This window comes from Methylobacterium aquaticum, from assembly GCF_001043915.1.
Lineage (GTDB): Bacteria > Pseudomonadota > Alphaproteobacteria > Rhizobiales > Beijerinckiaceae > Methylobacterium > Methylobacterium aquaticum.
The window spans coordinates 70,021-94,757 of record NZ_LABX01000056.1; the positions used below are offsets into that span (position 1 = coordinate 70,021).

The 24,737-nt window shown below is 67.1% G+C and carries 24 protein-coding genes and 1 pseudogene; 10 read left to right on the forward strand and 15 right to left on the reverse strand.

Annotated elements, in window-relative coordinates; all coding sequences use genetic code 11:
• Positions 1-91 precede the first annotated feature (91 nt).
• Positions 92-1,018, forward strand: coding sequence for a DUF2493 domain-containing protein (locus VP06_RS08240; RefSeq protein WP_197093160.1), 927 nt, complete (start codon positions 92-94; stop codon positions 1,016-1,018).
• A 39-nt stretch (positions 1,019-1,057) separates the two neighbouring features.
• On the opposite strand, the gene VP06_RS08245 is transcribed toward VP06_RS08240, so the two are convergent.
• On the reverse strand, positions 1,058-1,528 hold the full coding sequence (locus VP06_RS08245) for a hypothetical protein (RefSeq protein WP_053080496.1): 471 nt from the start codon (positions 1,526-1,528) through the stop codon (positions 1,058-1,060).
• Between the two features lie 549 nt (positions 1,529-2,077).
• Between VP06_RS08245 and VP06_RS36110 the strand changes: the two genes are divergently transcribed.
• Positions 2,078-2,251, forward strand: coding sequence for a hypothetical protein (locus tag VP06_RS36110; RefSeq protein WP_156295504.1), 174 nt, complete (start codon positions 2,078-2,080; stop codon positions 2,249-2,251).
• 578 nt (positions 2,252-2,829) lie between these two features.
• Positions 2,830-3,003: a hypothetical protein gene (locus tag VP06_RS37090; protein ID WP_167350778.1), complete on the forward strand. Its 174-nt coding sequence runs from the start codon at positions 2,830-2,832 to the stop codon at positions 3,001-3,003.
• Positions 3,004-3,175: 172 nt separating this feature from the next.
• Here the strand turns inward: VP06_RS37090 and VP06_RS08250 are convergent, their stop codons facing one another.
• Genes VP06_RS08250 through VP06_RS34645 form a run of 3 tightly spaced genes read right to left on the reverse strand, consistent with a single transcriptional unit; the run spans position 3,176 to position 5,650 of the window.
• The gene (locus VP06_RS08250; protein ID WP_048463304.1) at positions 3,176-5,173 is read right to left on the reverse strand and encodes a type IV secretory system conjugative DNA transfer family protein; all 1,998 of its coding nucleotides are present in this window, start codon (positions 5,171-5,173) and stop codon (positions 3,176-3,178) included.
• Positions 5,170-5,367 (reverse strand): conjugal transfer protein TraD, encoded by a 198-nt coding sequence (locus tag VP06_RS08255; protein WP_048463305.1) that lies wholly within the window; start codon positions 5,365-5,367, stop codon positions 5,170-5,172. The genes VP06_RS08250 and VP06_RS08255 overlap by 4 nt, the downstream gene beginning before the upstream one ends.
• Entirely contained in the window at positions 5,351-5,650 is a 300-nt protein-coding gene (locus VP06_RS34645; protein WP_082167264.1) for a TraC family protein, read from the reverse strand. Before VP06_RS34645 ends, VP06_RS08255 begins: the two co-directional genes overlap by 17 nt.
• A 525-nt stretch (positions 5,651-6,175) precedes the next feature.
• Here VP06_RS34645 and traA point away from each other — a divergent pair.
• The 4 genes from traA to VP06_RS08280 all read left to right on the forward strand — a co-directional run bounded on the left by traA (position 6,176) and on the right by VP06_RS08280 (position 12,592).
• Positions 6,176-9,880, forward strand: coding sequence for a Ti-type conjugative transfer relaxase TraA (gene traA, locus VP06_RS08265; protein ID WP_053081603.1), 3,705 nt, complete (start codon positions 6,176-6,178; stop codon positions 9,878-9,880).
• A 218-nt stretch (positions 9,881-10,098) separates the two neighbouring features.
• A complete protein-coding gene (locus VP06_RS08270; protein ID WP_048463307.1) occupies positions 10,099-10,386 on the forward strand; it encodes a hypothetical protein in 288 nt (95 codons plus the stop codon).
• Complete coding sequence (locus VP06_RS08275; RefSeq protein ID WP_048463308.1) at positions 10,383-11,684, forward strand: Fic/DOC family protein; 1,302 nt, start codon at positions 10,383-10,385, stop codon at positions 11,682-11,684. The genes VP06_RS08270 and VP06_RS08275 overlap by 4 nt, the downstream gene beginning before the upstream one ends.
• Positions 11,681-12,592 (forward strand): hypothetical protein, encoded by a 912-nt coding sequence (locus tag VP06_RS08280; RefSeq protein ID WP_048463309.1) that lies wholly within the window; start codon positions 11,681-11,683, stop codon positions 12,590-12,592. Before VP06_RS08275 ends, VP06_RS08280 begins: the two co-directional genes overlap by 4 nt.
• A gap of 1,270 nt (positions 12,593-13,862) precedes the next feature.
• Here the strand turns inward: VP06_RS08280 and VP06_RS08285 are convergent.
• Genes VP06_RS08285 through VP06_RS08325 form a run of 10 tightly spaced genes read right to left on the reverse strand, consistent with a single transcriptional unit; the run spans position 13,863 to position 22,356 of the window.
• On the reverse strand, positions 13,863-14,273 hold the full coding sequence (locus VP06_RS08285; RefSeq protein ID WP_245239812.1) for a hypothetical protein: 411 nt from the start codon (positions 14,271-14,273) through the stop codon (positions 13,863-13,865).
• 14 nt (positions 14,274-14,287) lie between these two features.
• Positions 14,288-17,275, reverse strand: a complete 2,988-nt coding sequence (locus VP06_RS08290; RefSeq protein WP_048463310.1) for a hypothetical protein — start codon at positions 17,273-17,275, stop codon at positions 14,288-14,290.
• On the reverse strand, positions 17,272-17,757 hold the full coding sequence (locus tag VP06_RS08295) for a hypothetical protein (protein ID WP_048446341.1): 486 nt from the start codon (positions 17,755-17,757) through the stop codon (positions 17,272-17,274). Before VP06_RS08295 ends, VP06_RS08290 begins: the two co-directional genes overlap by 4 nt.
• 14 nt (positions 17,758-17,771) lie before the next feature.
• The gene (locus VP06_RS08300; protein ID WP_048446340.1) at positions 17,772-18,026 is read right to left on the reverse strand and encodes a hypothetical protein; all 255 of its coding nucleotides are present in this window, start codon (positions 18,024-18,026) and stop codon (positions 17,772-17,774) included.
• Positions 18,026-18,184, reverse strand: coding sequence for a hypothetical protein (locus VP06_RS36115; RefSeq protein ID WP_156295505.1), 159 nt, complete (start codon positions 18,182-18,184; stop codon positions 18,026-18,028). Before VP06_RS36115 ends, VP06_RS08300 begins: the two co-directional genes overlap by 1 nt.
• Entirely contained in the window at positions 18,184-19,479 is a 1,296-nt protein-coding gene (locus tag VP06_RS08305) for a DotG/IcmE/VirB10 family type IV secretion system protein (RefSeq protein WP_048463321.1), read from the reverse strand. Before VP06_RS08305 ends, VP06_RS36115 begins: the two co-directional genes overlap by 1 nt.
• 12 nt (positions 19,480-19,491) lie before the next feature.
• Complete coding sequence (locus VP06_RS08310; RefSeq protein WP_048463311.1) at positions 19,492-20,610, reverse strand: DotH/IcmK family type IV secretion protein; 1,119 nt, start codon at positions 20,608-20,610, stop codon at positions 19,492-19,494.
• On the reverse strand, positions 20,607-21,263 hold the full coding sequence (locus VP06_RS08315) for a DotI/IcmL family type IV secretion protein (protein WP_048446026.1): 657 nt from the start codon (positions 21,261-21,263) through the stop codon (positions 20,607-20,609). The genes VP06_RS08310 and VP06_RS08315 overlap by 4 nt, the downstream gene beginning before the upstream one ends.
• On the reverse strand, positions 21,260-21,529 hold the full coding sequence (locus VP06_RS08320) for a hypothetical protein (RefSeq protein WP_048463312.1): 270 nt from the start codon (positions 21,527-21,529) through the stop codon (positions 21,260-21,262). The genes VP06_RS08315 and VP06_RS08320 overlap by 4 nt, the downstream gene beginning before the upstream one ends.
• Before the next feature lie 2 nt (positions 21,530-21,531).
• Positions 21,532-22,356 (reverse strand): thioredoxin domain-containing protein, encoded by an 825-nt coding sequence (locus VP06_RS08325; protein ID WP_048463313.1) that lies wholly within the window; start codon positions 22,354-22,356, stop codon positions 21,532-21,534.
• Positions 22,357-22,629: 273 nt separating this feature from the next.
• On the opposite strand from VP06_RS08325, the gene VP06_RS36120 reads away from it, so the two are divergent.
• Positions 22,630-22,941 (forward strand): hypothetical protein, encoded by a 312-nt coding sequence (locus tag VP06_RS36120; RefSeq protein WP_156295506.1) that lies wholly within the window; start codon positions 22,630-22,632, stop codon positions 22,939-22,941.
• Entirely contained in the window at positions 22,941-23,513 is a 573-nt protein-coding gene (locus VP06_RS08335; RefSeq protein WP_245291100.1) for a hypothetical protein, read from the forward strand. The genes VP06_RS36120 and VP06_RS08335 overlap by 1 nt, the downstream gene beginning before the upstream one ends.
• Positions 23,514-23,533: 20 nt before the next feature.
• Here VP06_RS08335 and VP06_RS08340 read toward each other — a convergent pair whose 3' ends face one another.
• Complete coding sequence (locus tag VP06_RS08340; RefSeq protein WP_048446021.1) at positions 23,534-24,055, reverse strand: hypothetical protein; 522 nt, start codon at positions 24,053-24,055, stop codon at positions 23,534-23,536.
• A gap of 241 nt (positions 24,056-24,296) precedes the next feature.
• Between VP06_RS08340 and VP06_RS34060 the strand changes: the two are divergent.
• A pseudogene (locus tag VP06_RS34060) lies at positions 24,297-24,737 on the forward strand (type IV secretory system conjugative DNA transfer family protein); the annotation flags it as partial.

A 24,737-nucleotide genomic window follows, 5' to 3' on the forward strand; every position in this document is an offset into this window, starting at 1 on the left:
TCGCGCGGGTGCGCCAGGCCCCCGAGCCCGGCCTTGGGTCGCCATGAAGGCCGCGATGGACGCGGTCCCCGGACCCTCGAGGAGCTAAGCGATGCTCGACCACCTGACCCACGACCTCGACGAGGACCTTCAGCCCGATCCGACCCTGCTCGAGGAGCTCGCGGTCACCGGCTACCGCCCGTTCGAGGAGCACGACGATCCCCGGCCCCTGCCCGGCGCCTTCCAGATGGACGGAGCCCTCAACGTCGCGATGTCCTCCCTCGAGCAGGCCTTCGCCGACACCCGCCTGGAGGACGACCTCGAGGACGTGCTCTGGGGCTTCGTGAACGTCTTCCACCGCCGGGTCGAGCAGATCGATCGCAAGCTCGACGAGAACGAGCAGGCGCAGCGCCAGAGCCAGCGCGAGCAGGACGGCAGCGAAGTGCTGTCGGTCGAGCTGGAGCGGCTCATCGCCCTCGGGCAGACGCTCTGCGAACGCCGCAACGCCTTCGAGTACGCCCGCGACGCCGCCGCCCACCGGTTCACCCGGATCACGAAGTCGCTGTGGCGCCCGCGCTCCGGCTCGCAGGTCAACCGCGCCACGATGACCGCGGCGATGATCGACTCGCGCGACTTCATCAGCGCCCGGCGCCGAGCCGAGACCGAGATCCACCTGCCCCCGGGCACCCGGATCGCCTTCACGGGCGGCAAGCAGTTCCAGGACGTGTCGGTGATCTGGGACACCCTCGACAAGGTGCGGGCCAAGCACCCCGACATGGTGCTGCTCCACGGTGGAGGCGACGGCGCCGAGCTGATCGCGGCGAAGTGGGCCGAGAACCGCAAGGTCGCGCAGGTGGTGTTCCGGCCCGAGTGGAAGCGCCACAGCAAGGCGGCTCCGTTTCGGCGCAACGACACCATCCTGGAGCAGGCGCCGATCGGGGTGGTGCACTTCCCCGGTGGCGGGATCTCCGACAACCTCGCCGACAAGGCGATGGCGAAGGGCATCCCCGTTGCGCGGGGCGTGAAGGCCGGCGCGTGAGCGCCGGACCCCGGGAGCGAGCGGCCCGTGATCGGGCCGCTATCCCTCGACGTGGCTCGGGTGCCAGGCGGCCGCCCGGGTCTCCCTGGCAAGCCGCCGATAGGCCTCCTCGAAGGCGCCGTGCACGCGTTGATCCTGGATCAGATCGGTGACGAGTAAGGCCAGCCGGTCGTAGGCCCCGCGCGGGAGGGAGACCTCGGTATCCGCGTCGCGATAGAAGACGACATCGCCGATCTGGACCAGCGAGAACCCAATGCGGTCGCAGAACACGGAAGCTTCCCCGTCAAGCTGGAAACCCTCGATCAGGTCGGCGACGTCCTCGACGCCGGTCGCCGAAAGGGGGAGGCCACTGAAGGTCAAGGTGAGGCGCAGATTGGCCGGCTCCCCGACTTCGAACCGAAGCGAGGTGGTGCCATCGAAGATCGCCTTCAAAGTCGACCAGGAAGATGCCGGAAGAGCCTCGGCGGGAGCCTCGGGGCAGGTGAACGGCTCGAGCGGGTTGACGGCCATGACTACCCCAAGGATCACCCTGATTGCCGCAGGGTAGCACGCAGGGAAGGCAGGGTCAGCACTGAACCGGAGCCGACCCGATCCAGGCTGGAAGCGCTCCTCCCCAACAAGAGTCGCGCATCTGGTCAAGCCGCGAGGCTGGCGGGGCCGCAGCGGCGCCACGCGAGACGCGGCGCAGCGCGTCAGCCACCTGCAATCAGGAGCGACGGCGGGGGTAGCAGATGGTCACACCGCCCATCCGGCAAAGAACGCCGACCGGCAGGTTCACCCATGGCGTAGGGCGCAGGAGGAGGCGCGGCAGTGACGTTCGCGCCGGCGTCGAACCGTCCCAACACGATGGCGACACGGGAACAGACGGCGGCTCCGCCCGCAACCGTCCGGCCGGACGATTTTCCCCTGGCGCTATGCGCCATTCCTCGCGGGACAAAATCGCCAGTCCGGCCGGTCCTCCGCTGCGCTCCGGCCCCTCGAGGGTGCGGGCGACACCGTCGCCTGTTTGAGGGGTTGCATCGCGCCGGGGCGGTCCCGAGCGCCAGGGAAACCCAGCCGATGCTCCTCTCCACCGACATCCCGCAGACCGATCTTCGTGCGAACCTCGAGGCGATCCTGGCCTCGATGAATGCGGAGATGAACTCGCTCTCCGACCTGGCCGCGCGGCGCGTCGTGGCGGAGTGCATCGAGACGATCCAGGACGCGATCGACGACCTCCCTGCGGGGGCCTGAGCGAGCCACCACGAGGGTCGGCATGAGCCGGCCCTTCGACCATGTCGGGAGACCGGGAACCTCGGCGCTGAGTGGTGCCCGGATCATGGAGGTATCGGTGCCCGGCTGGAAGCGCTCCTCCCCGGCGAGGGCAGCCTATCTGGTCAGGCCGCGAGGCTGGAGGCGTCCGGAGCGGGCGCCATCACGAGCGGCGGCGGCGCGGTGAGGGGCGCCCTCCCGCGCCAAACTGGACGAGCGGCGAGGGCCACGAGCCGGCCACCCCGCCCCATCCGGCAAGCCCGGCGTCCGGTCGATCCGCCCCAAGCGGAACCGGCGGTGAAGCGCGGCGCCGACGTTCGCCACAGCGTCGGACCGTCCCTACACGATGGCGACAAGGGAACAGACGGCGTCTCCGCCCGCAACCGTCCGGCCAGACGATTTTCCCCTGGCGCTGCGCGCCATTCCTCGCGGGACAAAATCGTCAGTCCGGCCGGTCCTCCGCTGCGCTCCGGCCCCTCTCGGGGTGCAGGCGGAGCCGCCGCCTGTTTGGGGGGTCGCATCGCGCAGGGACGGTCCCGAGCGCCACAGGAACCCAGCCGATGCCGCGCCCCACCTCGACCCTCCCCGCCCACGCCCGCTACGCCCTCGTGACCCACGTCGCCGAACTCCGCGCCGAGCTGGCCTCCATCTCCTGCCCGCGCGAGCGGCGCGCCATCCAGGCCGAGCTGAAGGCCGCCCAAACCCGGGTCGCCCAGCTTCCCCCGGAGGGCTAAAACCCCCTCCTCCAGGGCCGCCCGAACGGCGGCCTTCGACCCCGAAGATCGGGGAGCCATACGCTGGTTCGTAGCGCGCGGGACAAGCCTTCGGCGAGCCCCCGTCCGGGCGCCCGCCGAACCGTCCTTGCGGACGGGTTTCGCCGCGCCTGGTGCCACGGCGAGCGGCCCGTCAGGCCGCCTGTGGGCTCGCCTTGATCTCGTTCCTGTAATCATCGGCCTCCTGGCTCTCACGAGCGAAGAAGCGGTTCTCCTTGACGAGCTTCTTCATGTCATCGCGACGGAAGTAGATCGCCCGGCCGCAGCGGATCGGCTCGACACCCGGCACGCACAGGATCTGCTCGTCGCGCCGCATCGTGTTGATGATCTCGTCGGGCATGATGAGTGCCCTTTTGTGAAGCGCCGTCGAGGCCGACACGCTCACGCCGCCCGAGCCTTTGCCCGTCCGGGCCTGCTGGCTGTACGAGATAATTTCCTGCGTGAAGTACCCGCACCGCTCCGACAACGCCTTGGCCGTGTCAACGTCGGTGACGGCGGAGAAGCTCTGCCACGAGGTCGACTCGAACCACGCCGAGACGGCGTCCTTGTCGCCCCATTGTTGGCGTAGCTGGCCCAGCGCCTGGTACACCATCACGAGCACGATGCCATACTTGCGGCCGGCGTCACGGGCGACCTCGAGCAGGCTCATGTTGCCGAGCCGTGCCGCCTCGTCGAGGATGAACGCGACGCGGTCCTTCACCTCACCGTTGGCGTGGTAGAGCGCATTCAACAGCCCGCCGATGATGACCCGGGCGAGGCCCGGATAATCCTGAAGCGTCTGGAGATCGAGCGCGACGAACACGTCGATATCGTCCTCCACGAGGTCAAGGCTGGAGAACGCCCCATCCGACACGATCGCGGCATATTCCTTGAACGACAGCCAGTTCGTGAGGTCGGCCGCGGTGGCGTAGACGCCCGAGAACGTCTGCGGCGTCATCGACTTGAACGGGCCAAGCGCCAGCGCGGCAAACGAGTCCTTTTCCTCCGCGCGAAGGATCCACCCGAGCTGCATCAGGAAGTCGGGCTCGGGCTGCGAAATCAGCTCGCGCAAGGTGCGTAGCGTGCGCGGCCGGGTCGCATCAAAACCCCTGTTGAGGCAGATGTGAGCCAGCACCCCGCGGATGAGCTGGAGCGCCGAGTTTCGGAAGAAATCATTGGGGTCGGCGCGCTTGACCTGGCCGGTGGCGATCCAGCCGACCACGGCCGCGATGTCCTTCTCGGCCGAGTCCTCGCCCCGCCCGATCCAGTCGAGGACGTTGAACCCGCTCTCCAGGTCCTTCGGGGTGATGCAGTGCACGCGCCGGAAGTTTCCCGGACCGCGCATCTTTTTCCGGTAGTCGGCGAGCATCGGATACAGCTCGGTCGAGGGATCGAGCACGACAGTGTTCCAGGGGCACGACAGCAGCATCGGGATCACGGTGCCCGTCGTCTTGAACCCGCCGGATCCGGAGAAGATCAGGCCGTGCCCGGAGCCCAGATCCGCGTTGAACCCCATCAGGGGTTTGCGACCCCCGGAGCCCCACGTCCTGCGATCACCGGGCTTGAAGATCCGCGACTGGCTCTTCGCATCGAGATCGGGTCGGTACAGCTCGCCCAGCACGAGTGCGCCATCCTCCGGGAACAGCTCGCCGGCAAGCCGCATCGTCGCCCATTCGGCGTCGCCGTGGGCGGCCGATTTCGAGCGGATCGGCTTGTTGTAGCCGCGTGTGGTCTTCTTGACCCGGACAAGGGAAACGACCGGCGCGACGAAGGCGACGAAGCCCGCAAAGCACACCGCGCAAAACAGCGGGATGTCGGTCTTGCGCAGCAACGCTCGCGTGTCCGCCCCCGGGGAGAGGGCGGTCAGCCGGGCGATCTCCTCGCGCACCGTCCAGACGCACAGCCCGATCAGGAACAGCGAGGAGAACACGGCGATGACCCGGCCGCTGTCGCCGGGCCGGGCCAGTCCACAGATGGCAAACAGGATGAGCGCGGGGAACGCGACCGCGGCCACCCGCATGGCCTGGACCATCATCGAATGGCCGGGCTCGACGACGTAGAACGACCCGACGAGGGGCGCGAGAACCAGCGAGAACGCGAGGTGCAGAGCGAGGCCGATCGCAACGGCGATGGCACCGTAGAGCCACTTCATGCCCGGAACTCCTTATCCCCCAGACGGGCGAGCCGTTCCTCCTCGGCAGGGTCGCGAATGCGCTCGCGGCCCTCGACCAGCAGGCCGAGCAGGACATTGCTCGGGATGTCGGCGAGCCCCGCTTTGACGATCAGGCCGCCGAGCGTGATCTTCTTGTGAGCGTCCCGCCGACGCTCCTCATTCCGCTTTTGCATCAGCTCCCTCTGGAGCCGGTCGAGCGCCTCGACGTCCCTTTGCCTTGGGCTGCGCCACCTCCGGGTATTCCGTACGAAATCGCGCCACCATCTCCTCGAAGGCTTTGCTCAAATCCTCCTCCGGGATGGCGATCGAGCCGAGGCCGGCCTTCATCGCCAATCCGCCGATCCGCGCGGCTTCGGCCTTGTCGTGTTCACTGAGCTTCCTCTTCAGCGCATCGATCGAGCTGGTCAGCTGCTGGATCTCGCCGAGGATCGACTCGCGCGACTTTGGCCTCGCCATGACTGCCCCATCCCCTCTTCCGTTGGACGGCGTTGGTTAACATCCCCATGGCGAATAGGAAACGCTGCGTCAGACATCGCGAGCGATATCTGGCTCATGGCACGAAGATCCGTGGTTCCAGCGTCACACTTTCGCGCGTGTCAGTCTTAGATTGATGTGGCGCGTCCCACTCCGCTTGCTAATAATGGGCCAGCTCCTCGGCCTCTCATGGCCGAGCTTACGGCCGAGGTTCCGACCACCCTCCCCCTTCCGGCGGCGCGACCTGTGCCGCTTCGATGAGGTTGGTCCGAGCCGGCCTCGATCGCCCCCGTTAGCTCCAATGCGGCGAGCGATGGTGCGCGGTGGGGCGTCGCGCTGGCCGGCTGTCGCCGGGCGGAAGGTTCCGGCCCCGAAGGGGCCTCACTCAAGCAGAGCTACGGCGCGCAGCGCCTCCGCAAAGTCCCCTGAGTTTTACGAAGGGGCGCACTTAAAGGAAACTTGCGTTTCCCTGGGTTAGCTGCTAATGGCCAAGCTCGGGAGCCTCGCATGGCGATCTATCACCTCTCGGCTCAGCTCATCAGCCGCGGTCGCGGCAAGAGCGCCGTCGCCAGCGCCGCCTACCGGCGCGCGGCCACGATGACCCGTGAGGCCGACGGCAAGGTCATCACCTACGAGGGTAAGCAGCACGTCGCCCACACCGAGTTCAGCCTTCCCCCCGTGGTTCCGGCCTGGTTCCGGACCGCGCTCGACGGGCGCAGCGAGAACGGGGCCTCGGCCTTCCTGTGGAACGCCGTCGAGAAGAAGGAGGGGCTGAGGGGCACCGGCTACGCGATGGAGCTGAACATCGCCCTGCCGGTCGAGCTGACGCTGGCGCAGAACATCGAACTCGCCCGCGACTGGATCGAGACGGAGGTCGCGGCCCGCGGCCATGTCGTGGATTGGGCTCTGCACGATGCGCCGGGTAACCCGCACATCCACGTCATGATCCCGCTGCGGATGCTCACCGAGGAAGGCTTTGCTCGCAAGCACGAGTTCGCCCGCGACCCGGACGGCAACATCATCTACCGCCCGGACGGCAAGCCTCAGTACGAGGTGATGGCCGGGCCGATGAAGCACCTCATCCCATGGCGCCGTTCGTGGGCGGAGGTCTCCAATCGGCATCTTGCGGCCGCGGGTTTCGACCTTCGCATCGACCACCGCTCGCACGTCGAGGCCGGCATCCGGATCGAGCCGACCGAGCATATCGGCGTCCAGGCCTCGAACCTTCGCGGCACCGTCTCCGATCGCGTCGAGGAGGAGAAGCAGAAGCGCATCCGCAATGCGCAAGCCATCATCGCCGATCCCGAGAAGCTGCTGCCGATCCTGTCGCGCGAGAAGAGCGTGTTCGACGAGCGCGACATCGCTCGCGCCGTCTTCCGCTACATCGACGACCCGGCCGCGTTCGATGCGGTGCGTCTCAGGCTTGGCCAGTCACCCGAACTCGTCGCGGTCGCCGAGGAGGTCTTCGACCCCGAGAGCGGGCGCGTGGTCTCCCCGGCACGCTGGACGACACGGGCGCTGCTCCACGCCGAAGTCGCGATGCAGGCCGCCACCGGCCGGCTCTACGCCGACACCAGCCACGGTGTTTCCGATCGCGCGCTGGCGCATGCTTTGGCGGCGCGCCCCGAGTTGTCGGAGGAGCAGCGCGATGCCGTGCGTCACGTCACGGCACCGGACCGGATCTCGGCCGTGGTCGGGTTCGCGGGTGCCGGCAAATCGACCATGCTCGGGGTGGCACGCGCCGCCTGGGAGGCCAGCGGATACCGCGTCATCGGCGGAGCTTTGGCCGGCAAGGCGGCCGAGGGGTTGGAGCGCAGTGCCGGCATCCCGAGCCGCACCCTGGCCTCATGGGAGCTTGGCTGGAAGCACGAGCGCGATGTCCTCCAGCCAGGCGACGTGATCGTCGTCGACGAGGCCGGCATGGTCGCATCCGAGCAGCTCTCACGGATCGTGCAAGAGGTCGAGCGGCGCGGGGCCAAGCTCGTGATCGTCGGCGATGCGATGCAGCTCCAGCCGATCGAGGCCGGCGCCGGCTTTCGGGCGATCACCGAGACCATCGGCTACGCCGAACTCTCCGAGGTCCGGCGCCAGGTCCTGCCGGAGATGCGACAGGCGACGAAGGACTTTGCCAGGGGGCGGGTCGCTGAGGCGTTCGAGGTTTATCGCAAGGCCGGGCTCATCCGCTTCACCCCCGACCGGGACGCTGCCCGCGCCGGCCTGATCGCGGCCTGGAAGCCGGATTATCTCGGGTTGAAGCCCGACGGTCGCCCATCCCAGACGCTGATCCTCGCTCACACCAACGTCGACGTTCTGGCCCTCAATACCCTCGCGCGATCCGCGCTGAAGGAGGACGGCCATCTCGCCGATGAGGCGCGGTTCGTCACGGCGCGCGGCGAGCGGATGTTCGCTCCCGGGGATCGCATCCTGTTCCTGGAAAACGACCGTCAGCTCGGCGTGAAGAACGGCATGCTCGCCACCGTCGAAGCGGCATCGAGCGGTCGTCTCACGGTCAGGCTTGATCGCGATGGTGTCGGCGATGGGCCGCAGATCGAAGTCCAGGCGGAGGCCTATCGCAACCTCGATCACGGCTACGCGGCGACCGTTCATAAGTCGCAAGGCGACACCGTCGATCGGGTGCACATGCTGGCCACGCCCGGCATGGATCAGCACCTGACCTACGTGACGATGTCGCGCCATCGCCATGCCGTCACGGTTCATGGCGCGCACGTCGACTTCATCCCGCCCTGGCGCATGAAGAAGCTCGGGCCCGCCGCCACGGGCGATGTTCTGGACGCGGCCGCCCTCGCCGGATTGACGCGACGGCTGTCGCGCGACGGCTCCAAGGCCTCGACCCTCGACTATGCCGACGAGGCTGCATTCCGCGAGGCAGCGGTCGCACTGACCCGCCCGCCGGAGCTGATGGACGACGCGATCCGGGTGGATCGTCCCGGCGACGTTCCGCTGCTCGATGCCGGTCGCATGGCCGATGGCTTCTCCGCTCTGGCCGAACGGTTGGAGGCGGTACGGGGCAGGCAGGATGCCGTTGTCGTTCCGTCGCCGGACCCGTCGATTGGCTCGCCCTCGCTCGCTGCACTCGACGCCGCCCTGACTCGTCTGGAGCGTGCCGAAACCGAGATTGCGGACCGGGTCCGTCCGGCCGACATGCGCGCCCTCGCCTCGGCCTTCGCCGAGCGGCGCGGCCTCAACGGTCACGCCGTTCTGGTGCCTGCGCTGGTGAAGCGCGCACGCACGATGATCGTCGCGACTCAGGCGCGCTGGCGCCGCGTGCACGACCTCGCCAGTCGACTTGCCACGGCTTGGCAGTCTCTTTCCGCATCACGCCCCGCCGCCGTTGAAGCTCCGGTCGCCAAGGCCCCGCTCAAGCCGTTCCTGTCCGCCGTTCCCTACGACGAAGCGGCGATCGACGAAGTGCTCGAAAGCCGCGTCGATCCGGAACGGGATCTCAAGCGTGAGCTCGCCTCATTGCACGCCGAGATCCGCATGTCGGTCAAGGATCCCGCCAAGCTGTTCGATGCGATCTACGCCCAGCTTCGAACCCCCGGTAGGGGCTACTCGTCACGGATCGGCGACCTGCTGGACAACCCCGAAGCCTATGGCGGCCTGCGGGGTCGAAAGGGCTGGTTCGTTCCGAAAGCCGAGAAGGAGGAACGCGAGAAGGCCGAGGCTGCTTATGGGGCGATCCAATGGACCGCCGTCGAGCTCAAGAACCGGTTCTCGATCATGGCCGACAAGGCGCGTCCGGAGGAGGAGCGTTACCGCATGCGCATCGCGATCGAGGTGCCCGGCTTGTCCCCGGCCGCCGCAGCGGCACTGACCACGATCGCCCGAACCCCTGGCACCGATCCGCGCGCGTTCGATGCCGTGGTCGCGAAGGCGGTTGCGACCTCCGAGCAGCGGGCCGAGATCGAGGCATTCGCGAGCGCCGTAGGCCGCCGCTTCGGTGCCAACGGGGCGATCGGCAACGCGGCGCACAAGGGCCTCGGCCCGGCGCAGTGGCTGACAAGCGAGGAGCGCGAGATCCTGTCCGGCGGTGGGTTCGTCGCCTCCTACCTCAAGGAGGGCAGCCTGGATCACCTGATCGCCACGGTCCTGCGCCGGGAACTCGATCAGCGCCTCGACGTGCAGCCGCAGCAAGCCCAAGAACGGCGCCAGGAGCTCGACCGTGACCGGGATCCGGGACTGACGCTGTAACGCCCGATCACACCTGGATCGGCCCCGGTGATTTGGTTGTTAGTACAATCTCCGGCTGAACCTGTGACGCGGACGACACGTGCTTCGTATTGGCCCCGCAGCGACGATGGGTAAGGGTAGGCGAGAGGACAGCCGAGAGTTTTTGCCGTCTCGAGGACGGAACGAGAGTCGCTGCCTGCGCGCCGGATCGGCCGGGCTTCAACCGAGGAACCGCACTCATGAGCTTATCCGATCTGCCGGCGCTGGTGACCCGGCGCGAGGAGGCCCTCACCCTGCTCGAGGCCCTGGCCTCGGGCGTCGACGAGCGCGAGTTCGCGCCCTTCGTCACCGCGCTCACCTCGCCCGAGGACGAGCAGGCCGTCGCGATCATGCGCGGCTCGGGCAACGAGATGAGCATGCGCGTGCAGCTCGGCGCCCTCCTCTCGGGGGCCGGCCTCGTGACCAACGAGGAGGTGTTCCAGGCCCTCGACGCGCGCCGGGCCCGTGCCAAGGGAGCGATGGCGTGAGCGGCGATCCCTACGTCTACGAGGGCACCGACACCCTCAGGAACACCGCGGAGATCCGCGATCCGGAGGCCCTGGCCGAGCGCGAGCAGCTCGTCTCGTTCCAGGCCCTGCGCCAGATGCTCAAGGAGCCGGTGCTCGGGCAATTCGACCAGGCGCACTTCGCGGCGATCCATAAGCGGCTGTTTGGCGAGATCTACCCGTGGGCGGGCGAGACCCGCACGGTCGAGCTGTGGAAGCCCGAGATCGTGCTGAACGGCCGCAGCGTCGCCTACACGCCGCCGGCCGGGATCGACCAGCAGATGCGGACCGCCCTCGCCAGCCTCACGCAGGAGCAGCCCGGAAACCTGAAGGAGAGCCGGCCGGCGATGCGCCTGGCCGGTACCATGGCGACGCTGTTCCAGGCCCACCCCTTCCGGGAGGGCAACACCCGGACCCTGCTGGCGTTCATGGAGCAGTACGCCCGCCACCATAAGCAGCCCCTCGACCAGGCGCTGATCAACCGGATCCCGAGCGAGACCCGCGACAAGCTCGTGCTCGCCACCCGCGGCGAAATCCAGCCCCTGACGCTGATGGTGCGGAATGCCCGCTACTCGGAGGAGCAGCGCGCCCATCCGGTCCTCGGCCGCCTCTCGGCCGAGGCGTTCGAGGCGACCCGCCTGATGGGGGCGCCGCGCATCGTCCTGCCCGAGCCCGGCACCCAGGTCCGCGGCCAGGTGGTCGCGACGAGCTACCACCACGCCCTGGTGCGTCTGGAGCGGCACATCGCGGCGGTGCCGCTCGCCTCGTTCCGGGTGATGCCGGAGAACAACTCGCGGGTCGACGTGCGGGTGCTGCGAAACGACGAGACCCTGGATCGCTCCCAGCCGCGTGAGGAGGTGGCGCGCAGCCAGGTCGTCGGCCGAGTGCTGATCCCGGCGAGCTACGTGCTGCTCGCCGGCCAGCGCCCGGACGATGCCGTGCGCAACCGCATCGAGATCCCAGGCCCGAGCCCCGCGCTCGCCGAGGCGTTGCAGACCCGCACGGCCCGCGAGATCGTCGCCGATCCCGGGCTGGTCGCGGAGGTGCGCCAGATCGACAAGAGCCTGATCGAGCGCTTCGGCCGCGAGGGCTCGGCGATGCTGATCCAGGGCAGCCCCGAGCAGGCCAGGAGCCTTCTGCCTCAGGGGCAGGATCTCGCTGAAATCCGTGCCGTCCTCAAACCGGTGGCGCAGGCTCTGATGGTCGACGATCGCCAGCAGACCCTCGCGCAGACACAGGCGCTCGGCCGTGACGAGCCCCAGCTCGGCCACACGCGATGACGACCCTGCATGAGAACTCGGCCGAGACCGTCACGCCCGCCAGGGTCGTGGTCCTCGGCGTCGTCGCCTTCGCGACGTTGGCCGTCCTCAGCCTCGTGTGGTGGACGTTCAGCCCGGTCCTCGGCCGGATATACGCCGTCCTGCGACTGATCGAGAGCGCCTCCCTGTGGCGGTTTACCGGCTGGGGCCGGTACTTCACCGGCATGCCGGTCGGCGAGCCGTTCGCGTACGTGTCGATCTACAAGTCGAGCGTCGCCTTCGGCCTGGTGGCCGCGCTGCTCACGGCGCTCGTCGGCTACTTCGCCTGGCGCAAGCGCAGCCGCCACCACATCGAAGCGCTCATCACCCTGCCGCGTCTAGGCTTTGGGCGGGAGGAAATCGGCAGCCGGTTCATGCCGGCCGACCGGGTGATGCGTGTGCCAGACAAAGACCAGGAGGCGTTCCAGGTCCAGGCAGGCGTTCCAAACACGTTCAAGGGGGTCCGCGACCTCCTCGATGCCCGAGCCGTCGAGACGGAGCTGGACGCTATTCCCTGGCACCTCGCCGGCGCCCTGTTCCTGACGATCGACGCGGTGGCTCCCCTCACCGATCGCAAGGCACGCGACGCCGTCCTGAAGGCTGTCAGGGCGGCCGCAGACCGCCACGCGGCGAATCCCCTGGCGGAGCAGCCTGTCACTCTCCTACCGACCCTGTACGGCGCCCTGCTCCAGGCAATCACTGAACGGAACGGCCGGGAAGATGCTCCGCTTCGCCAGGTCCATGAGGTGCTCGAGCAGAAGGAGGGCCTCGCCGCGGCCGTCTCGGCGCTCGCGGCCGCGGCTCTCGCGATGCAACGGATCCATTTTCCGGACTACGCGTGGCTTCGCCACGTCGATCCGAACTTGCAGTCTGCGATCACGGCGTACTGAGATCGCTCGAAACGCGGCGCCGAGCGAAGAGGCTCCGCTCGGCGCTGTCGTGGTGTCATGCTGGACCGGCCGCTTCGACCGTCAGGTGCTCGCGCCGGTCATGTAGGTGGTGACTACGCCGATGATGACGCCCAGGATCGTGACGGCGGAGCCGGCGATGATTTTCTCTGTCGTATCTTATCGTTCTATTGGATAATAGAAAGTAATTACATCAGGGTTCGCAACACACTCTCATAATACGTGTTGTAATCGCCATTAAAAATAATGAGTGGGGCGGATTCCCATATTAATTAAAAGAAGGGATTTTTCCTGCCAATGTCGAGCGCCTGAGGGAGCGTGCCATGTCTCAAAAAATTTGGCTGACAAACATCATAAAAGACTATGCTATAGGCGACAAACACGGCTTACGGTATAAATATTTTGATGATGATTGGCGGCCGGCGCAGCATGAAATTACGAACGAACGTCGTGATAGGCTGTTAAATCTTGAAAGACACGTCGCTGGTTACTCATTAGATCGCAAGTTATTCCCCGAATACGTAGCAATTTTCGACGAAAAATGCTTTCGCCGTAAGAAAGAAGTTTTTTTGTTGGCGGGTTCATCGTTATAAGAAAATCGCTTGCCGATGTAATTAGGCAATTCGATCTCGGGACTGGCGAGCTAATCCCTATCAAATTTTATCATGCCGATCTAACAACAGAGATCAATGAACATTTTTATTTTATCAATTTTGGATGCAGGAAGAGTAGTTTAATTACCGGGGAAAGTAAAAATATAGCAAAAATAACTTACAATGTACACCCAGATAAGAAAATATGGAAGATCCACAATTGGGTAGATAATTTGGATATTGCTTTATCGAACAAGTCGTTGATGGGTCCAGACCTGTGGATCGAGGAAAAATTCCCCGATACAATATTTATGAGTGACGATTTGGTTCGCAAAATCAAGGGTACAAAACCAAAGGTCGATTTTTCTTTCGTGTCGTGCAGAGTGATGAATAAGTGAATTTGGGTACCAAAATATTCAAATATTTCCCATTTTCGATTTCAGATAGAAAAATTAACGGGCGACTTTCGACTGAATCGATTAGAGTAACAAAGCAAACCCATTGACTTGCAACGGTTTTATCGCCGCTCCTCATCGTGATTGCGAGCGATTTCAGGCACTTACATTCAATTGTGTAACACTCTCAAGCTGCGACAGCGCCGAGCGGACGGTTCCGCTCGGCGCTGTCGTCGTGCCACGCTGGACCGGCCGGGTCGGCCGTCAGGTGCTCGCGCCGGTCATGTAGGTGGTGACCACGCCGATGATGACGCCCAGGATCGTGACGGCAGAGCCGACGACGATCCCGGCCAGAGACCGGCCGGCATCCTCGCGGGCGTTGTCGTCCTGCGACGACTTGTAGAGCTTCACGCCCGAGATGCCGGCAAGCCCGATGCCGACCACGGCGAAGATGATCGAGATGACGATGCCGGCGTTGTTGCCGCCGGTGGCGATCGAGGACGCGTTGAGCGCCGAACTCGACGCCTTCGAGCGCGAGTTCTTCAGAAATTCGATCGGCGCCGAGGGATCGCCCGAGGCGCTGCCGCCCGTCGCTTGAGCCAGCGCCGACATCGTGCTCAGGCCCAGCATCGTGGCGGTGACCAGGGAACGGTAGTAGATATCCTTGATGTTCATTGGGACCTCCATTGTCATGCGGCGGTTCTGGATCGGTCGATCCGGGGTTGAGCGTCGCTCATGAGTTCCCCCAACACTTGATCGACGATCGTCTTTGCGATCCGGTCCTCACCGAACCGCGCAAGCGCGGACATCCGACTCCACGTCTCGATGGCGGTGCCATCGGGAAAGCGTGTAGCCAGGATGCGCAGCGCCTCGTTGACCGCCATCCGGCGGTACAGCTCGTCGCGCACCAGGCGGTCCTCCGCCTTGGTGGTCAGGGCCCACAGCATCCGGGGCCCGAGCGAGTTGTTGAGCACGATCCAGCGCTCCTCCTCGCGCAGCTTGAACCGCGCCAGGATGTTCGCGCCGCGCCGCCCCTGCGGCCCGTGGACCTGGCGCTCGAGCGCGGACTTCACGGCTCCGTCGAACCCGAAGGTCTTGCGGGCCTGCTCGCGGATCTCGTTCGAGTCGGCGTTGAGCACCAGCACCGTCGAGGCCATGTCGGCCAGCGTGTCGAAGTCGGCGAGCAGCTGCGAGACCAGGATCAGCTCCAGGCCCCACTTGCGGCCCTCGCGGGCATCGGACTTCACCTGCCGGGCGATCGTCTCGACGCCGCCGGTCAGGTGATACTCGTCCATGCACAGGCGCTTGGGCGTCTCCGCCACCTCGGCGTAGCGCGCTTCCCAGTACCGGACGTATTCCGCCCGGATCGCGTCCTCTGGCGGAAAATCCATCTTCGCGATCTCCTCGGCAAAGCCGGAGATCTTCGACAGGTAGACATGCCGCGCGATCATGAACATCAGCGCGTTGTTGCGCTCGGCCTCCGGCGACTTGTGGCGCATGGCCACGTCCTGGAGGTCGATCGACACCACCCGCGCCTCGCCGAGGTCGAGCCGGGTGGGCCGGGAAAAGATCGGGAACTTCTCGATCGCGCTCTCGAGCGAGCGCTGGACGTGACGGATCAGCTCGGCGGGGAAGTCCTGCACCATGATCGGCTCGGCGAGCACCCGGGCGAAGTCCTCCAGCACCGGCATCGCGTAGCGCTGCGCGCGCTGCGCGGCGGTGGAGAGCCGGCGCTCGACGAACGCGTCGACGATGCTCCACCATTTCGACCGGTCGCCGACCTTGATGCCGTAATGCGCGATCAGCCGATCGAGCTCGGGGTCGACGTTGGGCTGGTAGACCGCCGGCGAGGACGAGAACTGGAGGTCGCTCTTGAGCTGGTAGACCCGCGTGATGAGGCGCGGGATCAGGAGCGATACCTCCGGGTTTGAGACGTTGAGGAGCGTCGTCAGGAAGTTCTCGATGAAGCTGCGCTCGCGCTCGAGCGGCATGCGCCGGCCGAGCCCGAGGTCGAGGAAGTTGACAGCAAAGTCCGGCGTGTTGAGGAGCCGCACGTAGTACGCCTCGTGCCGCCGCTCCGGGGGAAGCGCGTTGCGCACCAGCTCGATGAACCCGCTGGAACTGACGCCGACGTCGATGACGGCCAGGAACGGCAGCGCCGCGCCGGCGGAGAACGACGCGAACTCGACGTTGAGCCGGTTCATCAGCACCGACTTGCCCGAGCCCGGCGTGGCGTAGATCAGCGTCAGCCAGAACAGCTGCTCGGGCGAGAGCGCCTCGTAGGGCACCGGCTTGCCGTCGGGCGTGACCAGCATGCTCTGGCCCTGCTTGAAGATCGGCGCCGTGCGGTGGAACGGCAGCATCGCCGCGAGATCCCCGAGCGGCGCGATCGAGCCCGGCGGGATCTCGGCCTGCACCGTCATCCCGGCCACCGTCTCGCAGAGAGCCCGCAACGGGTTGTGGGGGGCGTCGGTCATCACCGCCTCGCCCCAGGTCATCATCCCGCTCATCAGGTACGAGCGCCGCCGCTCCAGGAGCCCCGGATCCTCGCCCGGCTCGGTCCAGGTCGTGGCGATGACCCTGCCTTTTACGATCGCCTCGCCGTCCTTCTCGACCACCTCCTCGAGCTGGCGCAGCGCCCGGAACAGGTTCTTGTTGCTCGGGCTTGCAAAGGCGAGGAGGCCCGCCAGGACCTTCTTGAGCCGGAAGCCGACATCCGCGTCGCGCAAAGCCTCGAGGTGGAAGCAGACCCGGAACGGCATGTCGGCCGAGCGGGACGAACTCTCGAGCAGCGAGTCGAGCAGCCGGTTGAACGGCAGGATCGACGAGGGGAACATCCGCATGACCGCGAGCGCGTAGCGGCGCCCGCCCATGTCGAGGGCGCGCATGTTGCTCGAGGCCTGCGCGTTCGAGGTCATGATCTGGCGCGCGACGGTCGGCGTGAAGAAGTCGCTGACGTCGTCGTCGTGGCGCTCCTTGGCACCCGGGTAGCGCCTCGTGCCCGGCCCGTAGGGCGTCCAGCCGTCGGGGGTCTCGTGGTAGAGGACGGCCGCCCGGATCTGCTCCAGATCGCGCCGCCGGCCCTGACCATCGGGAGCGAGGATCCGCCCCTGAAGGCGCGCCTCGCCGAGCGCCTCCATGACCCGGCGCACGAACGCGGCGTGGACGCCGTCGAGCGAGCCGAGCCGCAGGTACGGGTTCTGGGCGTCATGGGCCGGGGGCAGCTCCTGCCAGGCCCGGCGGTTGTCCCGCTGCTCGCGGCGGACCTCCTCGGGCGTGCCGGCCGTCGGCCGGGTCCAGGCGGCGAGCAGGATGGTCTCGGAGCGCGCCCGCTCCTCCAGGACCGCCCGGCCCTCCTCGATCAGCGCCTCGACCGAGAGCCCCTTCTGGCGCGCGCGCCGGCCCTGGCGCTCGACGAAGGGCTCGATGACCTTGGCGGTGTTGAGCGAGGACTCGTAGGAGATCGTGAGCTGGTGGCCGGGCCGCTTGAGGATCTGGGCGATCCCGCCGGCGAAGCGCTCGACCACGTTGACGAGGTAGTCGTCGGGCGAGACGATCGAGCGGATGCCGTCGATCTCGATCAGGGTGACCTGCGACCCGTCATGGGCGTAGACCACCGCCTCCTCGCGCTCCGGATCGAACCCGGCGAGGTCGCAGAACTTGTCGGCCGTCCTCATTGGACGCCTCGCAGGATGACCGAGAACTGATAGACGGGCACCGCGAGCGCGAAGAGCCAGGCGCCGAGCAGGCCCGGGACGATCCCCCGCATGAGAGGCGCCGGGCGGACGTGCAGGGCGCAGTAGACCTGCGCGAGGGCAAACACCATCGCGGCGCAGGAGAGTGTGATCGAGGCCGGGTAGTAGACGTAGATCAGCGGCAGGGACGTGATCGCGCCGTCCAGACCGCGCGTCAGGCTGTCGTAGAACAGCCCGGTCAGGAACAGGCAGCCGCCGCCCGCCATGGCGCAGACGTGCAGGATCCGGCGCAAGCTCCGGTCCGAGCAGACCGACACCGACCAGGCCCGCGCGGCCACGATCGCGTAGCAGCCCGCCGCGAGGGTGAGCGCGATGGCGGCCTTGCTCACCAGGGGGTGATCGTCGAGGTAGGCCGCCGCGTTGGCGGTCAGGTTGTCGATGAGGTGCCAGGATCCGTCGTTCATCGCGTCCGGCCCCCTCACTCGGCGAAGTAGAAGGAGAATTGCGCGATGATGATCGTGGGGATCGTCATCGCGCAGCCGATCACCCCGGCGACGATCCAGTTGCCCGCCGTGCCGTCGCCGGAGTTGTTGGCCTGGTAGATCCGCAGCATCGCGTAGCCGGTGAGAAAGATGCCGGCGACCGCCGTGATGACGACCACGAGCCAGGCCAGGACCGGCACGAGGTCGATCAGGCCGCGCAGGACGTCGGCCAGGCCTTTCGAGCCATCCATCACGGCTTCCTCACATAGGAGATCGGCAGGGTCTCGGGCCCGTAAGCGGTGCCGGCCCCGACCGTGACCCGAGCCGCGTCGAGAGGCACCACGACGGGCAGAAGGACGAGGTCGATCAGGCCGCGCAGGACGTCGGCCAGCCCCTTGGACGGACCCATCACGGCTTCCTCACATAGGAGATCGGCAGGGTCTCGGGCCGGTAGCTCGGGCCATAGGCCGGATCCGGCCCGTAGCCGGTGCCGGCACCGACCGTGACCCGGGCGGCGTCGAGGGGCACCACGACGGGCTGCAGGAAGACGATGCCGATCGGGAAGTTGGTCGGAGAGGACAGGGTCGGCGGCCGGCTGAAGCTGCGCGCCGCCGCCGCGGTCAGGGCCTGGCCCACCGGCTGCGCGGCGCCGAGGCCCGCCGTCAGCCAGTCGACGTTGCGGCCGGACTGGACCGCAAAGCCGTTGCCGACCACCGTCTGGGTGTTGAGCTGCGTGAGCTGCTGGCCGACCTGGCCCACGCCCTGGATCAACCCGGCGATGACGAGGCCGCCGTAGCGCTCCAGGGTATGGTTGTCGACGTCCTCGGCCACGCCCGTGCGGGCCTGGTCGACCGTGATCGCGACCGCCTGCATCGGCCCCTGGCGGCCGTCCTGCAGGATCATGGTCGAGAACCGGATCGAGGCCTGCGTCTGCGAGTAGACGATCTGGCCGAGCAGCCGGATCCCGTTGAGCGGTCCGGGCTGCTGGCGCTCGTCGAGGTCGACGATGGTGGCGAAGATGGGCGCCGCCGGATCGTCCGAGTTGAAGCCGCGATCGAGCACCGCGTAGGCGACGTCGCCGGCACGCGCCACGGTCGCGTGCCGAACGCCCATCCCGAACGGCCCGGTCGGGGGCGGCGGCGCGACGGCGGCAGCCCGCGGCTCGGGGGGCTTGGGCCGCTCGCCCTTGGCGAAGCTCCGCACCAGGAACCCGCCCGGCGTCGGCTTCAGCAGCGCCTTGATCTGGTCGTTGATCGCCGCGACCTGCTCGGGGTCGGCCGTCGGCTGGACCGGCACGTCCCGGTACACGGTCTGGATGACCGGCCGGTCCTGGTAGATGATCCGCTCGACCACCTTCGGCTCCGGAGGCGTCTCAGGGGGCTTCGGCTCCGGATTGGCGTCGGGCAGCTCGCCCATCGTCGCGCCGCGCTTCTCGGCGATCACCGTCGGCGCCACGAAGGGCTTGCCGGCGCTGTCCCGTTCGTCGGCCGCCTGGCGGTTGACGCCGGCGCGCCGGTCCGCCTCGGCCTTGCCGACCGGCTTCATCATGTCGTTTGGCGGGTTCGGGGTCTGGCCCCGGATCTCGGAGGCCAGCCCCGCGCCCTGGTCGGCACCGGGGACGTCCCGCAGGATGAAGGCGGCCGAGCCGAGGGCGCCGAACAGGGCGACACCGCCGAGTGCCGCGACCACTTTCGATGAGAGCATCGCCATCCCCCCCTAGAACTCGATGCTGATGGCGGTCTCGGCCCCGTCGCCGCGCTCGGCGACGAGGCGCGAGGCCGGGCGCAGGAACTCGTAGACGCGGTAGCCCCCCGACGCGTCGGCCGAGGCGACCGGCTGCGGGCTGACGAGATCGCCCTGGACGCGCACGTACATCCGCTCGCGGTAGAGCCAGGCCTGCGCCCCGCCGGTCGCGGCGAGCTTCTGGGCGCCGGCCGGCGGGGTGCCGGAGCCGAACAGATGCAGGAGCGCCGTGGTGTCGATCGGGCCCGTCCCGCGCGGCGGACCCGGCGGTCCGGCCTTGCGCACCGGGGCAGTGCTCGCCGTCACCACCTTCACGGGGGTGAGCGGCGAGGTGCCGGCGACCCGCACCGTGACCGGGATGTCCACCGTCTCGCTCTGCCCGGAGAGGATCATCAGCGGGATCGGGTAGGGCACGGCCTCGAGCCGGATCAGGATGTTGCCCCAGGTGTCGTACCGGCACGGCATCAAGTTGATCGAGGTCGGCCGGTCGGCGCCCGTCGCGGCCGGCACCTGGGCCGCCCCCATCGCGGTGTCCTGGCCGCAGCCGGTGCCGTCCTGCGCGAACAGGCGCGGATCGTAGGCGACCGAGGCGATCGGCCAGGGCGCGCCCTTGGCGTCGACGAAGGTGATCGGTGAGACCACGCCGTAGGCCAGGTGCAGCGTCTCGGGCGCCGAGCGGCTGATCTCCTGCGTCACGGTGAGGAGCCGCGGCTCCGCCCGGGGCATGCGCCCGTCGCGGCCCGGGAAGTTGCCGGCGCCCTGCGCGTCCTGGACTGCGCGACGCACGTCCTGGATCTCGCCGGGCTTGAGGATCATGCCCTGGGTGCTCCCGAGCATGCGCTTGCGCAGCTCCTCCAGCTCGGCCGGGGTCAGGGCGCGCGGGACGGGCGGTGGCGCCTGCGCCGCCAACGGGCCCGTGGCAGGCGGCAGGCCGGTGGGTGGCACACCGGCCGGCCGGCGCACCGCATCGCCCGAGGGCTGGAAGTTCGGCGGGGCCGGCTGCCCAGGTGCTTGCTGCCCGGGAGCTTGAGCGACCGCGGCGGAGGCCCAGACGGCAACCGCGGCAAAGCCCGGGGCCAATACGCGCATCATGGCCCGACCTGATTGGTTAGTTGCTGCGTCGAGATCACCGAGTCGATCGCGATGCCGTTCGGGTTGATCGGAGACGGGTCGATCCGCACGATCGTCATGGTCAGAAGACGCCGCTCCACCCGCGTCTCGACGTTGGTGCGGTAGAAGATCTGCAGGGGTACCTCGACGCGCCAGTAGTACCGGCCCGCCGCCTTGCCCTCCTCGGCCACGTTGGCCGGGTCCGTCGTCACGGCCGAGACGGTCTGGTAGCCGAGAACGACCTTCTGGATGATGCCGCTCTCTTGCAGAGCCGCCCGGTAACGGTCACGCCCACTCGGGGTGAACGACTGCGACAGCGCGTTGTTGATGAGCGCGCGCCAGTTCGCGTAGTCGTAACTATTCAACTGGACGGCCGAGCTGACCGCGAACTCCTTCAGCCGAGCCTGAGAGATGTTCGGCTCGTTGAGCGGGATCGCATCGCAGACGGCTTGCGCGTCCGAGGTCCAGATGAACTGCTTGACCGGGAACCGGACGAACGCGTTGTAGAACAGAAGCGCGTTGACGACGAGCGACAGGGTCAGGAACAGCGACAGCAGCAGGATCCAGTACCACTGGTTGCGCAGCATCATCCGGCCGGCATCGACCTCGCGCGAGATGTGGTCGGCCGACTTCATGAGCGCGGCTTTCCTGCCGCCGGCGGCGCCACGATCCTGACCTCACAGCCGAACACGCCGCCGTCGGCGACGTAGGGGATCACCTCGGCCCGCTTGAGGCAGGCATAGGTGAGCCACATCATCGCCATCAGCGAGGCGAAGACCGCGCCGGAGAGGAACCACGAGGCGCGCGCGTAGCCCTCGATCTCGTCGGCGAGCGCCGACGGCGACAGGCAGCCGCGGGCCGAGGGCAGGCTGAACGCTCCGATGGAGGATCGCCGCGCCATCGTCAGCTACCGGTCAGGACGGCGCGCAGCTTGGCGTCGTCGCCGGTCTCGTAGCCCACCATGATCGCGAGCCGCCCGTCGGGGCGGGGCACGAACATCGTCGGGACGCCGGGGCGCAGGGCCGGCGATGCTGCGAAGATCGAGGCGAAGGCCTCCTTGTTCTCGGCGAGCTTGGCGCCGATCTCCGGGGTAATCTCGCCGGGCTTGCCCCCCTTGGTCTCGAAGGCGGCCTTGAGCGCCGCGACCCGGTCGGTGGCCGAGAGGATGCCGGCCGCCATGCGGTTGCCGCCCTCGGGATCGCCGAGGACCACGACCGGCACCCAGCGCGCCGCGATCCGCCCATGCAGAGCGGCGAAGGCGGCGTGGCAGTAAGGGCAGCGCGGATCGAAGAAGATCGTCGCGATCTGACCCTCCGGCGTGCCCGGCGGCGCATCGACGACTGAGGCAAGTTTGGCCAGAAGCTCCATCACAGGCCTGGCAGCCTTGGGATCTTCGATCGTTGCGTAGCTGACGGTTCCCGCCTGCTGCGGCACGGGCGCGGGCACTGCCGCTGGAACGTAGGTCGGCGCTGCCGCAGAGGGTGTGATTGCAGGCGCTAACGCAACCTGTGGGGAGGGCGGCGGAGCAGGGGCTAACACATTGGCCGGATTGGCAGTTTTGGCAGAATTGGCAGAAGAAGATTTGTTCTGCTCAGGCCCTGACATAGGACGATTATTTTCTCCAGCGACGATGTGGAGAGAAATGAGCTGCCAGTCGTTGACCGTTGCAAGATACACACACGCGACAAGTGATCCGGCCCAGGCCAGGTGCTTTACTGCGTTCTCCATGCGTAGGATGCCCCGAGAGAGTCATAATTTTTGTGTTGGCGCTCTTATTGCGAACATGGACGCAACATGTCAATCAAGCCCCAGGGGCATCCAAGACCAAGGGTGCTGATCGAGGGGTACTATGGCATCAATACCACGATCATTCGTACGTTAATGATAGCGATATACCGGTGTATAGCACAAGGACTTGCGGGTTGCTCCGCACTCGTTGCGTCAAGGGTTGCAGTAGGGCTCAGGCCAGCGTGCCGGCTAGATCGAAAGGGCTAAGCAGACATGGCCGCGGAAAGCTTCGTTAAGGCCTTATTAAGAAATGCAACCCTGGCGGCTGTACTCGCAACCGCGATGCCAACTTTGGTAGCGGCAGCACCCGATGCCGCAGTAAATCCTGAATTGCAGAAAAAAAATAGATCGAAATTCGAGTATCACGACGGAAGTGCTGAGGAGAAGCGGCCCTATCGCCGGCCTAGCCTCGACGTCGATCCGACGAACCTGAGATATGAGGAGCTCATAGCAAGGCTCAACGCGCTTGAGGAACGTGTCGAGCAGTTGGAGCATCATTCCAGATTTTCGAAAAGGGGTCAGTGATGGCGGTTCCGGACCTCGGCAGCGTCCTCGCCTCGCTGAGCGAGGTGTTCCCGCTCGTCGTCAACTTGGTGTTCCTGCTGATCGCGCTGCTCGGGATCGTGTACGGGACGGCCGGGCTCTACGGCCTCTACGGCGTCGCCGCCGGAGAGCACAAGTTCACGAACCGTCCGGTGACCATCGATGCGGCCTTCGGCAAGCTCGCGCTCGGCAGCGCGATGATCGTCGCGCCCGTTCTGATGTGGAAGTTCGCCAACTCGTTCGTCCTGGGCGGCAACATCACCTACAACATGTTCAATTACGGCTCGCTGCCTCGCTCCTCGACCTGCGACAGCATCAAGATCGCGATCACCTACTTCTTCATGGCGTTGGGTTCGCTCGCCTGGCTGATCGCCGGCATGCGGCTCTACAACGCCACGGCTGGCCAGCACGGCGCCGGCCCCGGCTCGGCAGTTCTGTACCTCGTCGGCGGGACACTGGCCTTCTTCATCAACGACGTCGCGGACCTCGTCGGCAGCACGATCAAGATGGACGTGTCGCTGTCGAACGTGTGCACGATGATGGGGGGGAGCTGACGATGCGCTCGCCCCTCCTCTCAGGCCCGTTCGCGGCCGAGCAGTCCATTCAACTCGGCGATCAGGAAAGCGCCGAACGGAGCGCGGGCCTCGAACATCCGGCCCTGATCGAGTTGCCAGGCGCGGTAGCGCTGCACGAGCGCGCTCGCCAGCACCACGGTGCACAGCAGCACCGCGCCGAGCAGGGTGAGCCAGGATTGCGCGAAGACCGCCCAGGCCGCCGCCAGGACCCCGAGCAGGACCGCCGTCAGGAACAGGACCAGCGCCTGCCGGCGCGCCTCGTGCGCGAGGTCGCGCACGTCCGCGCCCTCGATCGCGAAGGTGCGGCCCATCTCGGCGAGCGAGAAGGTCGCCCTGCAGGCCGGGTCGTCGCACTGGCGCAGGTTCGGAGCGGCGGGATCGGGCCGCAGATGGCCGCGCCGGCAGATCGGGCACGCCGCGTGGGCGCCACCCAGCACGGTTCCGGTCATCGCCGCGAAGCTGCGGTGCTCCGGCCCGACCCGGCGCGCGAGCCGCGCCGAGAGAAACGATCCGATCCCCATTGGCCCAATCCATCGCGTGTGCGTTCTGGATCAGGCTTGTGGATCACTCAGGGTCGAGCCTGCAAGGCAAATATCAATAAAATCCATGGGGCTTGAGTATGGACCGTAATCGCGTTCGCTGCCTTCTTCGATTGGCGGCCGTGCTTCTCGGTATGTCCGTGTTGCTGCCTGCCTGCGTCAGCACCGGCGGAAGCACTTCGGGTCATGTCGACGCCAAGCTGCGCGAGCACGGGGTCTGACCATGCGCCTTGCACGCTGGCTTCTCTCCACCTCGCTCTGCATCGCGGCCTTCCCGGCAGCAGCCCAGGTCGCCAACACGTACTGCGCCCAGAACCCGGCCGCCTGTGCGCCGGTCGCGACGGCGGGCGCCTACGGCGTGCCCTATGGCGGTTACACCCAACCCGCTTACGCCGGCTATGGCGGCTATGGCGGCGGTTACGTCCAGCCCACCTACGGCGCCTACGGGGGCGGCTACGCGGCTCCGGGCTACGGCGGTGTTGCCCCTGGCTACGCCGCTCCAGGCTATGGCGGATACGGCGGTGCTGGCTACGGCGGCTACCCGCCTCCGGGCTACTACGGGCCGGGCGGCGTGGCCCAGGCCAACGCCCTCAACGCCATCGCCAACGGCCCGCGCTACCTGCCCGGGGGGGACAGTCAGCCCTTCCCGCCGAATGTCGGCGAC

What these genes read in the sequence shown, in the direction of transcription:
- VP06_RS08240 (WP_197093160.1), top strand. Translation starts at nt 92, where the DNA reads ATGCTCGACCACCTGACCCACGACCTCGACGAGGACCTTCAGCCCGAT.
- VP06_RS08245 (WP_053080496.1), bottom strand. Translation starts at nt 1,528, where the DNA reads ATGGCCGTCAACCCGCTCGAGCCGTTCACCTGCCCCGAGGCTCCCGCC.
- VP06_RS36110 (WP_156295504.1), top strand. Translation starts at nt 2,078, where the DNA reads ATGCTCCTCTCCACCGACATCCCGCAGACCGATCTTCGTGCGAACCTC.
- VP06_RS37090 (WP_167350778.1), top strand. Translation starts at nt 2,830, where the DNA reads ATGCCGCGCCCCACCTCGACCCTCCCCGCCCACGCCCGCTACGCCCTC.
- VP06_RS08250 (WP_048463304.1), bottom strand. Translation starts at nt 5,173, where the DNA reads ATGAAGTGGCTCTACGGTGCCATCGCCGTTGCGATCGGCCTCGCTCTG.
- VP06_RS08255 (WP_048463305.1), bottom strand. Translation starts at nt 5,367, where the DNA reads ATGCAAAAGCGGAATGAGGAGCGTCGGCGGGACGCTCACAAGAAGATC.
- VP06_RS34645 (WP_082167264.1), bottom strand. Translation starts at nt 5,650, where the DNA reads ATGGCGAGGCCAAAGTCGCGCGAGTCGATCCTCGGCGAGATCCAGCAG.
- traA (WP_053081603.1), top strand. Translation starts at nt 6,176, where the DNA reads ATGGCGATCTATCACCTCTCGGCTCAGCTCATCAGCCGCGGTCGCGGC.
- VP06_RS08270 (WP_048463307.1), top strand. Translation starts at nt 10,099, where the DNA reads ATGAGCTTATCCGATCTGCCGGCGCTGGTGACCCGGCGCGAGGAGGCC.
- VP06_RS08280 (WP_048463309.1), top strand. Translation starts at nt 11,681, where the DNA reads ATGACGACCCTGCATGAGAACTCGGCCGAGACCGTCACGCCCGCCAGG.
- VP06_RS08285 (WP_245239812.1), bottom strand. Translation starts at nt 14,273, where the DNA reads ATGAACATCAAGGATATCTACTACCGTTCCCTGGTCACCGCCACGATG.
- VP06_RS08290 (WP_048463310.1), bottom strand. Translation starts at nt 17,275, where the DNA reads ATGAGGACGGCCGACAAGTTCTGCGACCTCGCCGGGTTCGATCCGGAG.
- VP06_RS08295 (WP_048446341.1), bottom strand. Translation starts at nt 17,757, where the DNA reads ATGAACGACGGATCCTGGCACCTCATCGACAACCTGACCGCCAACGCG.
- VP06_RS08300 (WP_048446340.1), bottom strand. Translation starts at nt 18,026, where the DNA reads ATGGATGGCTCGAAAGGCCTGGCCGACGTCCTGCGCGGCCTGATCGAC.
- VP06_RS36115 (WP_156295505.1), bottom strand. Translation starts at nt 18,184, where the DNA reads ATGGGTCCGTCCAAGGGGCTGGCCGACGTCCTGCGCGGCCTGATCGAC.
- VP06_RS08305 (WP_048463321.1), bottom strand. Translation starts at nt 19,479, where the DNA reads ATGCTCTCATCGAAAGTGGTCGCGGCACTCGGCGGTGTCGCCCTGTTC.
- VP06_RS08310 (WP_048463311.1), bottom strand. Translation starts at nt 20,610, where the DNA reads ATGATGCGCGTATTGGCCCCGGGCTTTGCCGCGGTTGCCGTCTGGGCC.
- VP06_RS08315 (WP_048446026.1), bottom strand. Translation starts at nt 21,263, where the DNA reads ATGAAGTCGGCCGACCACATCTCGCGCGAGGTCGATGCCGGCCGGATG.
- VP06_RS08320 (WP_048463312.1), bottom strand. Translation starts at nt 21,529, where the DNA reads ATGGCGCGGCGATCCTCCATCGGAGCGTTCAGCCTGCCCTCGGCCCGC.
- VP06_RS08325 (WP_048463313.1), bottom strand. Translation starts at nt 22,356, where the DNA reads ATGGAGAACGCAGTAAAGCACCTGGCCTGGGCCGGATCACTTGTCGCG.
- VP06_RS36120 (WP_156295506.1), top strand. Translation starts at nt 22,630, where the DNA reads ATGGCCGCGGAAAGCTTCGTTAAGGCCTTATTAAGAAATGCAACCCTG.
- VP06_RS08335 (WP_245291100.1), top strand. Translation starts at nt 22,941, where the DNA reads ATGGCGGTTCCGGACCTCGGCAGCGTCCTCGCCTCGCTGAGCGAGGTG.
- VP06_RS08340 (WP_048446021.1), bottom strand. Translation starts at nt 24,055, where the DNA reads ATGGGGATCGGATCGTTTCTCTCGGCGCGGCTCGCGCGCCGGGTCGGG.